The sequence below is a fragment of the Streptomyces sp. NPDC005141 genome, from assembly GCF_053599975.1.
Genome location: NZ_JBSFYW010000120.1, coordinates 1 through 9,560, shown reverse-complemented (window position 1 = coordinate 9,560; position 9,560 = coordinate 1). Strand labels below are relative to the sequence as shown.

The window sequence follows — 9,560 nt, the reverse complement described above, 5'->3', positions numbered from 1 at the left end:
GGTTCCCGTTCACCACGACCGGCCTCGTGTCGATCCCGCTGGGGTTCGCCTACGGATGGCTCGGAACAGTGGGGACGGACGAATGATCACGCCGACATGCTCGGGCGGTCACCGGCGGACGCGCGGTCCGCCGGCCCGGTCAGCCGAAAACGGACGCGCAGGTGGTGGCCGAGGCGTGCGCCGGGTCGAGCGCGTTCACCACCTCGTGGTAGGCGATCCGGTCGAGGAGCCCGATGGCCACGTGCTCGGAGAAGTCGAGCCCGCACAGGTTCTGCAACAGGACGTTGTGGACGTCGGATCCGCTCAGGAACCCCGACGCGTACGGCGTGACCACCTCGTCGTACTTGGTGGCGATGACCGTGTAGTGGACGCCGGCGACGGTGTCGCCGCCCGCGTTGAGCTTGGTCAGGAACGCGGAGCCGGCGACCTGGTCCGCGAGTCCCGGAGTCGCCGACGACAGCAGGTCCTCGGCGCCCGGGAAGTACGGCAGCAGGTTGGCGAGTCCGTTGAGGGTCGTGCCGTGGTTGTCGGGGGCGATACCGACGAGGGCGTTCACCTTGGCGGCTCCGCCGAGGAACTTGAGGTAGTAGCGGGGCATCATGCCGCCCTGCGAGTGACCCACCAGGTCGGCCTTGGCGGCGCCTGTCGCGGCGAGCACCTTGTCGACGAAGACCTGGAGCTGTGCGGCCGACTTGTCGATGGGGCCGAGGCCGTTGAAGAAGGGGACGCCGGGCAGTTGCCCGTAGTCGAGGGAGAAGACGCAGTACCCGCGGTTGGTGAGGTAGGGCGCGAGGGCCAGCCAGTTGTCGACGGAGTTCCCGAAGGTCCCGTGGACGAGGACGACGGGGCGGGGGTGTGCGGCCGACGGCTTGCAGGAGTAGTTGTTCCAGCCACTGCTGGGGGCGGAGGCTGCTTGCGCTGTCGCGGCGGGGACGACCGCGACAGCGGTGGCCAGGAGCAGCGCGGCCAGGGGTCTGAGGACTCGCTTCCAGGGCAGCATCGGGTGATCTCCTTGCGGCTCAAGGGAGTTGTGGGGGTTTACGCCCTGTGATCCGGATCACGAAGGATGCTGTTCACTCGTCAAGTTACGGTCGAGTAGCAGAGGTGTGAAGTTACGCGTCAGTAAAAACTTCCAGTGATAACCGGGATGACCGTCGCGGTCGGTCGACCGTCACCAGGCGGGCTTGATCGGACCGTAGGGCGCGATACGCACCAAACGCGTATACAACGCGCGCATTTCACTGTCTCCCAGCAGTTCGGACCACCCGCGCACGGCATCGGCGGCCGCCTCTTCCGCCGCACGGGTGCAGGCCCGGCCGAGCTCGGTGAGCACGACGAGCCTGGCGCGCGCGTCGTCGGGGTGGAGCCGCCGCTCGACATACCCCTTGCGGACGAGTTCCTCGACCAGCTGGCTGGCGGCCTGCTTGGTGACCCCGAGATGGGCGGCGAGGTCGGTGACCGTCGCCCCGTCCGGCGCGAGCCGCGTGAAGGCGAAGCCGTGCGCGGGCCGCACCCCCTCGAATCCACGGGCGACCACGCCCTCATTGATGCGTTGCGTCAGCTCACCGGCGGTGGCGAGCAGGGCGGCGGACAGGGCCATGGCCTCGGAGTTCTGCACGCGTGCATTGAAACACCCTTGACGAATCGGTCAAGCTGCTTGACCATATTGCCTGAGCTCATGGTCAAGCAGCTTGACCATATATCGCCGACCCAGGAGGCACCCGTGCCCGTCGTCCGTTCGTCCGAAGCCGTCGTCCATGAGATCCACGGCGGCCGCTTCCTCTCGCACGCCGCTCCGCGCAGCGGCAGCAAGGAGCTGTGCGCCTGGCGCACGGAGATCCCCGCGGGGCACAAGGCCCCGGTACACACCGTCAGTCGCGAGGAGATCTTCCATCTCCTCTCCGGCGAGCTGCTGGTCACGCTCGACGGCGTCACCGAGCGGATCGCCGCGGGCGACACCGTGATCATCACCCCGGGTGCGACCATCGGCATCGAGAACCCGGCCCGGGAGACCGCGGTCTCCTGGGTCACCACCTCCATCGGCCTGCGGGCGGAACTGGCCGACGGCTCGGTCCTCACTCCGCCCTGGGCCAACTAGGCCCGTACGAGGGCGGGACGAGAGGCGGCCCGCCCTCGTACGGAGGTCACGCGGCCAGCGTCCCCGGCCCGATCACATGCGGGCCGAACTTCGCCCGCGCCCGGTCCGCGACCTCCTCGATGCGGCGGACCTTCTCGTCGACCGGGTCGAAGGTGAGCTGGTGGGAGGCCCGCGCCGCAGGGGTCAGCCCCTCGGCGCGCAGGGCGATCGCACGGACCCGGGCACGCTGGAGGCCGAGCCCCTCGTACATGCGGTACGCGGTGCCGGCCAGCGTCGAGGAGTGCGCGGTCGGTTCCTTGAGGGTGCGGCTGCGGGTGGTCGCGGAGCGGTCGGCGTAGCGCACGGTGAGGGTCAGCGTCCGGCAGACCTTCTCCAGGGCGCGCAACCGGGTGCCGAGTTCCTCGGTCGCGGAGAGCAGGGCCCTGCGGTGCCGGGAGGGGTCCAACTCGTCGCACGGGAAGGGCCGTTCGGCGGCAAGCGATCGCGAGGTGGCGTTCGGTACGACCCGGCTCCGGTCGACGCCGGACGCCTTCTCGTGCAGTTCGCGACCGGCCCGGGCGCCGGTGAGGCGCTGAAGCGTGGACAGGGGCGCGCCCGCGACCTTGCCGATGGTGTCGAGGCCGTACTCGCACAGGGTGCGGGCGGTGGCGCCGCCGACGCCGGGCAGCGTGGCGACGGGCCGGCCGGCGAGGAACTCCGTTACGGCGTCCGGCTCTTCGGGCACCACCCGGGTCACCCCGGGTGCGGCGTCCCGCAGCGCCATCCGCGCGAGCATCGGTCCGGGCCCGGCGCCGATCACGCAGTCGATCCCGTACAGGGCGAGCGCCCGCACCCGGATCAGCGAGGCGAACTCGACGGCACCGCGCCCGAAGTACCGCTCGGCGCCCCGGAGATCGAGCAGTGCGCCGTCGGGTGGCAGCGCCTCGATGACAGGGGTGAACTCCTCCAGCACCCCCAGGAGCCGAGGCAGGGCGGCCTCGTACATCGGAGGCAGCTGGGAAACGTACGCAGAGGATGGTCATCCCGCACTCCCCGGGCTCTGGTGCCACAACTTCTTTCCTCCCGCGGGCCCTTCGCCCGCGGGACGCAGATCGGCCCAGGGGTGCATCTCGTACCCCGTGGACATCCGGATCGTCCGGCTCCTGGCCGGATCACCGTCGACGGACCTCCCCTGCCGCCCCGGCTCCCCCGGTCCCGGCCTCTCCGGCTCCCCCGGTTCCTCCCGTGCGGGCTCCGCCAGTCGCGCCGCCACCACGTCGAGGCCGCCCTCGGCACGCAGCTCGACCAGTTCGGCGAGGTTCCAGGCCGCCGCGCCCACCACGCTGAGGCTGCGCGGGCCCCGGCGCTGCACCACTCCGCGCACGAGCAGGAGCCAGGAGTGGAAGACGGTGTGGGCGCAGGCGTCGTGGGAGTCGTCGAAGAAGGCGAGGTCGACCAGGCCCGTCCCGTCGTCCAGCGTGCTGAAGATGACCCGCTTGCCGGAGCGGATCGGCGGGGTCTGGGTGGCCGCCTTGGCGCCCGCGACCAGCACCGTCTCCCCGTGCCGCGCCTCGCGCAGCCGACGCGCCGTGACCACGCCCAACTCCTCCAGGAACGTGCGGTGGTCGTCCATCAGATTGCGCGAGGCGTCCATCGAGAGCACGCCCAGTTCGGCGCTCAGCCGCTCCGCCGAGGACAGGTCCGGCAGCCCGGCGGAGGCAGTGTTCCGCCCGCCGGACAGGGGGAGTTGGCCTCCGCCCGCACCCCGGGAGCCGCGGTGCAGTTCGGTCAGGTGCAGTTGCAGGTCACGGCGGTTGGCGCCGAACGCGTCCAGCGCGCCGACCTGCGCGAGCCGCTGGGCGAGCGGCCGGCTCGGCCGGGCCCGTTCCCAGAAGTCGAGCAGCGAGGCGTACGGCTGCCCGTCCGCGATCCGCGCGGCCTCGGCCTCGCTGATGCCGTGCACGTCGGAGAGCGCCAGCCGGACGCCCCAGCGGCCGGCGGGGACGGCGGGGACAGGGACGACGGCGTCGGCGGAGTCGGCGGAGTCGGAAGATTCAGACACCAGTTCGATACGGTGGGGGACCGCCGACCGGTTCACGTCCAGCGGCAGGACCGGCACCCCGCGCCGCCGCGCGTCCGCCAGCAGCAGCCGCTTCGGATACATCCCGGGGTCGTGCGTGAGCAACCCGGCGTAGAAGGCGGCCGGGTGATGGGCCTTCAGCCATGCCGACTGGTACGTCGGAACGGCGAAGGCCACGGCGTGCGCCTTGCAGAAGCCGTACGACCCGAAGGCCTCGACGATCTCCCAGGTGCGCGCGATGGTCTCGGCGTCGTACCCCTTCACCGCCGCGTGCTGCGCGAACCAGAACCGGATCCGCCCCTGCGACTCGGGGTCGGAGAGCCCGCGACGCACCCGGTCCGCCTCGTCGCGCCCGCAGCCGGTCATGATGTCGACGATGTCGATGATCTGCTCGTGGAAGACGACGACTCCGTACGTCTCCTTCAGCGGCTTCTCCAGGTCCTGGTGCGGATAGCGGACCGGCGCCCGGCCGTGCCGCGCCTCGATGAAGGGCCGCACCATGTCGGCGGCGACCGGTCCCGGCCGGAAGAGCGAGATGTCGACGACGAGGTCGTGGAAGGTCGCGGGCTGCAGGCGTCCGACCAGGTCCCGCTGGCCCGGCGACTCGATCTGGAAGCAGCCCAGCGTCTCGGCGGACTGGATGAGCCGGTACGTCGCCGGGTCGCCCGGCGCCACCGCGTCGATGTCCGGCCGGTCCCCCGTGGCCCGCTCCACCTCGGCCACCGCGTGCGCCATCGCGGACTGCATCCGCACGCCCAGCACGTCGAGTTTGAGCAGCCCGAGGTCCTCGACGTCCTCCTTGTCGAACTGCGACATGGGGAAGCCCTCGCCGCTGGTCGGCATGACCGGCGTACGGGCGAGCAGCGAGGCGTCGGACAGGAGCACCCCGCACGGATGCATGGCGATGCCACGCGGGAGGGCGTCGAGGGATTCGACCAGGTCCCACAGCTTGCCGTATCTGTCCTTCTCCCCCGCCAGTTCGCGCAGCTCGGGGAGTTCGTCCATGGCCGCGCGGGCGTCACGGGCGCGGATGTGCGGGAAGGCCTTGGCGATCCGGTCGATCTCGGCCGGGTCCAGGGAGAGGGCGGCGCCGACATCGCGGATGGCGTGCCGGACCCGGTAGGTCTCGGGCATGGACACGGTCGCCACCCGCTCGGTGCCGAACCGGCCGATGATCGCGCGGTAGACCTCCAGACGGCGCGCGGACTCCACGTCGATGTCGATGTCGGGCAGCACCGGGCGGCGCTTGGACAGAAAGCGTTCCATCAGCAGCCGGTGCTCGACGGGGTCGGCGTGCGCGATGCCGAGGAGGTGGTTGACCAGGGAGCCGGCACCGGAACCGCGCGCCGCGACCCGGATGCCCATCTCCCTCACGTCGTCCACCACTTGAGCGACCGTCAGGAAGTAGGAGGCGAAGTTGTGGTGGGCGATGATGTCCAGCTCGTGGTGCATCCGTTCCCAGTAGGCGCGCCGGTCGGCATAGCCGCGCAGCACCATGCCCGCCGCCGCCCGGGAGGCCAGGACACGCTGGGCGGTGCGGCGGTCCGCGCCGACGAGACGCGGTTCGGGAAAGTGCACTCCGCCGATTCCGAGGTCGTCCTCGGGGTCGACGAGACATGCGGCGGCGGTGGCCCGCGTCTGTTCGAGCAGCCGGTGCGCGGTGTCACGGCGGTAGCCCGCCGCCTCGACGATCCGTTCGGCGGCGCCCAGCATGGCGGCCTCGCCCTTGAGCCAGGCCTCGCCGGAGTCCAGCTCGCGCCGGGGGTCGACGGGCACGAGCCGACGGGCGGCGTCCAGGACGTCGGCGACCGGGCCGAGACCCGCGTCGGCATACCGGACGGCGTTGCTGAGCACGGGCCGTACGCGCTGTTCGGCGGCGAAACCGACGGTGCGGGCGGCGAGGCGCAGGGACCCGGGACCGGTGCCCTGCCTGCCGTGCCAGACGGCTTCGAGGCGCAGGGCGTCGCCGTAGATCTCCCGCCAGGACGCGAGCAGCCCGGCCGCGCGGTCGGGGCGGCCCTCGGCGAGCGCGCGGCCGACGTCGGAGGCGGGGCCGAGCAGTACGGTCAGGCCCTCGGCGTGGTTGTCCGGCCAGGGCAGCACCGGCGGGCCGTCCTCTCTGCCGCCCGCGTGTGTCGCCGTAACGAGCCTGCAGAGGTCGGCCCAGCCGGCCGCGCCGTCCCGGGCGAGGAAGGTCGCACGGGGTGCCGACTCGTCGATGAAGGCGCCGCCGCGCACCGGGGTGCGGCGCCGCTCCCCCCGTACGGGCTCCCCGACCGCCAGCTCCACGCCGAACAGCGGGCGGATGCCCGCCTTCGCGCACGCCTTGGCGAACCGGACCGAGCCCGCGAGGGTGTCCCGGTCGGTGAGCGCGAGGGCGTCCATGCCCCGTTCGGAGGCGCGCTCGGCGAGACGTTCCGGGTGCGAGGCCCCGTACCGCAGGGAGAACCCGGAGGCGGTGTGCAGATGCGTGAAACCCGGCACACACACCTCCCGACCTGTGAACCCTTACGAGCTCTCGAACACTTGTTCCCAGCTACTTCACCCCCACCATAGACCAATTCTCGAACTCTTGTGCGACATCCGTTCGGACCCGTCCCACCTGCGCAAACACCGGACGGCTCGGACCGTGGGGGCATGACGCAGACAGCCGACGCCGACGCCCCGCGCCCGTCCTTCCTCGCCGAGGTGAAGGACGCCGTCACCCCCCGGGCCACGCTGCTCGTCATCGGTGTGATCGCGCTCCAACTGCTCTTCATCGCCTCGTATGTGGGTGCGCTCCACAACCCGAAGCCGAAGGATGTGCCGTTCGGGGTCGTCGCCCCACAGGTGGCGGTCCAGCAGGCGGTGACCCGGCTGGAGCAGATCCAGGGCGAGCCGCTGGACCCGCGCGCGGTCACCGACGCGGCGGCACGCGCGCAGATCCTGAACCGGGAGATCGACGGCGCGCTGATCATCGATCCCCGGGGCTCCCGGGACACACTCCTGGTCGCCTCCGGCGGCGGCACGGTCCTCGCCGCCACCCTGGAAGGACTCGTCACCACGCTGGAGGCGACCGAGCGGCGCACGGTGCGGACCGTCGACGTGGCCCCGGCCTCCGCCCAGGACTTCGACGGCCTCTCCTCCTTCTATCTGGTCGTCGGCTGGTGCGTGGGCGGCTATCTCGCCGCGTCGGTCCTGGCGATCAGCTCGGGTGCGCGACCCGCCGACCTGGGGCGGGCGGTGATCCGGCTCGCCGTGATGGCCCTCGTCGCGATCGTCGGCGGGCTCGGCGGCGCGGTCATCGTGGGCCCGATCCTGGGCGCCCTGCCCGGCCCCGTCTGCGCCTTCTGGGGTCTCGGCGCCCTGATCACGTTCGCGGTGGGCGCGGCCACCCTCGCCCTTCAGGGCATCTTCGGGATCGTCGGCATCGGCCTGGCCATCCTGCTGGTGGTGATCGCGGGCAACCCGAGCGCGGGCGGCGCCTTCCCGCTGCCGTTGCTGCCGCCCTTCTGGAAGGCGATCGGCCCGGCCCTGCCGCCGGGCGCGGGCACCTGGTCCGCCCGCTCGATCGCGTACTTCAAGGGCAACGACATGACCGGCTCGATGCTGGTGCTCTCGGCGTGGGCGGTGGTGGGAAGCGCGGTGACGCTGCTCGCCGCCGCGTTCCGCGCCAAGCGCCACCCCACTCCGGCCGAGGCCGTCCCTCAGCCGTCGTAGCCCAGGAGAGCCGGGAGCCCCTCCCCCGCGAGCGCGGGGGAGGGGCTCCGTCGGACCGGTGGGTGTCAGCCGATCTGGGCGCCGAAGGCCGAGAGCGCCTCGGTCACCGGCTGGAAGAAGGTCTCGCCGCCCGCGGTGCAGTCGCCGCTGCCGCCGGAGGTGAGGCCGATCGCGGTGTCGCCGGAGAAGAGCGAGCCGCCGCTGTCGCCGGGCTCGGCGCAGACGTCGGTCTGGATGAGGCCGTTGACGACGTCGCCGTTGCCGTAGTTCACGGTGGCGTCCAGGCCCTTGACCGTGCCGTCGTGCACCTGGGTCGTCGAGCCGCTGCGGGTCACCTTCATGCCGACGGTGGCGTCGCCCGCCTTGGCGATGGCCTGCGTGGAGCCGTTGTAGAGGTCGACCTCGCTCGGGTGATCCACGCTCGCCGTGTACTTGACCAGGCCGAAGTCGTTGTCCGGGAAGCTGGACTGCTCGTTCGTACCGATCTGGTTGCCGCTGGAGTCGGACCAGGTGGAGATGGACTCGGTGCAGTGCCCGGCGGTGATGAAGTACGGCTGCCCGTCCTTGACCACGTTGAAGCCGAGCGAGCAGCGCCCGCCGGAACCGGTGATGGCGTCACCGCCGGCGATGAAGGGCTTGAACTCCCCCTTCGTGCGCTGGAGTTCGGCCTTGGCACCAAGACCGTCGACGACCTTGGTGAGCTTGGCCCACTCGGTCCGGGAGACCGTGCGGTCGGCGGTGACGACGACCTTGTTGGTCTCCGGGTCGGTCGCCCAGGACGTGCCGGGGATGGTCGCGTCCTCCTTGAGCGTGCCGCGCGCGCTCTTCAGTTCGGCGAGGGAGTTCTCGACGATTCTGGCCTTGGCGCCGGCCGCCGTGACGGCCTTGGCCGCTGTCTCGTCGAGCACATTGACGACGAGGTTCCGGGACTTCGCGTCGTAGTACGTTCCCGCCGCGTCGGCGCCCAGGTCCTTGCCGAGCGTCGATGAGAGCTTTCCGGCCGCCCCGATGGAAAGGGTGTGCGGCACGGCGGCCTTCGGTGCCTCGCTCGCGTTCGCAGTCTGGAAGGTGACTCCGGCGGCGACCAGCGCGGCGATGCCCGCACCGGTCATGACGGCACGCCTCTTGGGTATGCGTCGGTGCTTCAACTCACGTCCTCCTGTGGGGGGTCGGTCCGGGAGGTTGTGGGGACCTCCAGGACCGGAAGGCGTACGGACATGGACCCCTGGAACGGCAGAAATGCCCGTCCCGTCGCGTCCATGCCAGTTGTTCCTCGCCCACTATTCCGAGACGCACAGGCAACACACAAGGTCGACTTCAGGACGGATGTACGACAACGGCCGTACCCGCCCTACGCCTTGACCGTGCGTGGTCACGCCCCGTGGATTCCCTCCGCAAACACGCTCCGAGGATCGTGCCGATGCAGCCTGCGAGGTCTAGTCCTGTCTTGTTATCGACCCTCGGGGGTTCGGTCCAAGGGAGTTTCCCCGGGCGGCGGTTGCTTCTGCACCGGTTGCTCGGGACGCAGGCCGGCGAGCGGCGGCACCGGCTCGGCCGCCGGAGCGGCCGACTCCCGCGGGTCGACGGACGGCGCGGGCGCGACCGGCTGCTGGGCCCGTTCCAGGAAGCGCAGCAGTTCCACCGGGAAGGGCAGGACGAGCGTGGAGTTCTTCTCGGCCGCGACGGCCACCACCGTCTGCAGCA

6 protein-coding genes and 2 pseudogenes are annotated in these 9,560 nt (G+C 71.3%); 2 read left to right on the top strand and 6 right to left on the bottom strand.

The window, feature by feature from the left end:
* Positions 1-139: 139 nt before the first annotated feature.
* Positions 140-1,000, bottom strand: a complete 861-nt coding sequence (locus ACWD68_RS40965; protein WP_451811561.1) for an esterase/lipase family protein — start codon at positions 998-1,000, stop codon at positions 140-142.
* Between the two features lie 171 nt (positions 1,001-1,171).
* Positions 1,172-1,618: a MarR family winged helix-turn-helix transcriptional regulator gene (locus tag ACWD68_RS40960; RefSeq protein WP_451811560.1), complete on the bottom strand. Its 447-nt coding sequence runs from the start codon at positions 1,616-1,618 to the stop codon at positions 1,172-1,174.
* A 105-nt stretch (positions 1,619-1,723) separates the two neighbouring features.
* Between ACWD68_RS40960 and ACWD68_RS40955 the strand changes: the two genes are divergently transcribed.
* Positions 1,724-2,098: a cupin domain-containing protein gene (locus ACWD68_RS40955; RefSeq protein ID WP_451811562.1), complete on the top strand. Its 375-nt coding sequence runs from the start codon at positions 1,724-1,726 to the stop codon at positions 2,096-2,098.
* 46 nt (positions 2,099-2,144) lie between these two features.
* Here ACWD68_RS40955 and ACWD68_RS40950 read toward each other — a convergent pair.
* Together ACWD68_RS40950 and ACWD68_RS40945 are read right to left on the bottom strand one after the other, a co-directional pair.
* Positions 2,145-3,120, bottom strand: a pseudogene (locus ACWD68_RS40950) (DNA polymerase Y family protein).
* The gene (locus ACWD68_RS40945; RefSeq protein ID WP_451811559.1) at positions 3,117-6,641 is read right to left on the bottom strand and encodes a DNA polymerase III subunit alpha; all 3,525 of its coding nucleotides are present in this window, start codon (positions 6,639-6,641) and stop codon (positions 3,117-3,119) included. Before ACWD68_RS40945 ends, ACWD68_RS40950 begins: the two are co-directional and overlap by 4 nt.
* Positions 6,642-6,794: 153 nt before the next feature.
* Here ACWD68_RS40945 and ACWD68_RS40940 point away from each other — a divergent pair, with 153 nt between their 5' ends.
* The gene (locus ACWD68_RS40940) at positions 6,795-7,856 is read left to right on the top strand and encodes a DUF3533 domain-containing protein (RefSeq protein ID WP_451811558.1); all 1,062 of its coding nucleotides are present in this window, start codon (positions 6,795-6,797) and stop codon (positions 7,854-7,856) included.
* A 65-nt stretch (positions 7,857-7,921) separates the two neighbouring features.
* Here the strand turns inward: ACWD68_RS40940 and ACWD68_RS40935 are convergent, their stop codons facing one another.
* Together ACWD68_RS40935 and ACWD68_RS40930 are read right to left on the bottom strand one after the other, a co-directional pair.
* Positions 7,922-9,004 carry a S1 family peptidase gene (locus ACWD68_RS40935; protein WP_451811557.1) on the bottom strand — a complete coding sequence of 361 codons (1,083 nt, stop codon included), beginning with the start codon at positions 9,002-9,004 and terminating at the stop codon, positions 7,922-7,924.
* Positions 9,005-9,306: 302 nt separating this feature from the next.
* Positions 9,307-9,560, bottom strand: a pseudogene (locus tag ACWD68_RS40930) (slipin family protein); the annotation flags it as partial.

Excerpts from the sequence above, each read along its gene's own strand:
- ACWD68_RS40965 (WP_451811561.1), bottom strand. The coding sequence starts at position 1,000 with ATGCTGCCCTGGAAGCGAGTCCTCAGACCCCTGGCCGCGCTGCTCCTG.
- ACWD68_RS40940 (WP_451811558.1), top strand. The coding sequence starts at position 6,795 with ATGACGCAGACAGCCGACGCCGACGCCCCGCGCCCGTCCTTCCTCGCC.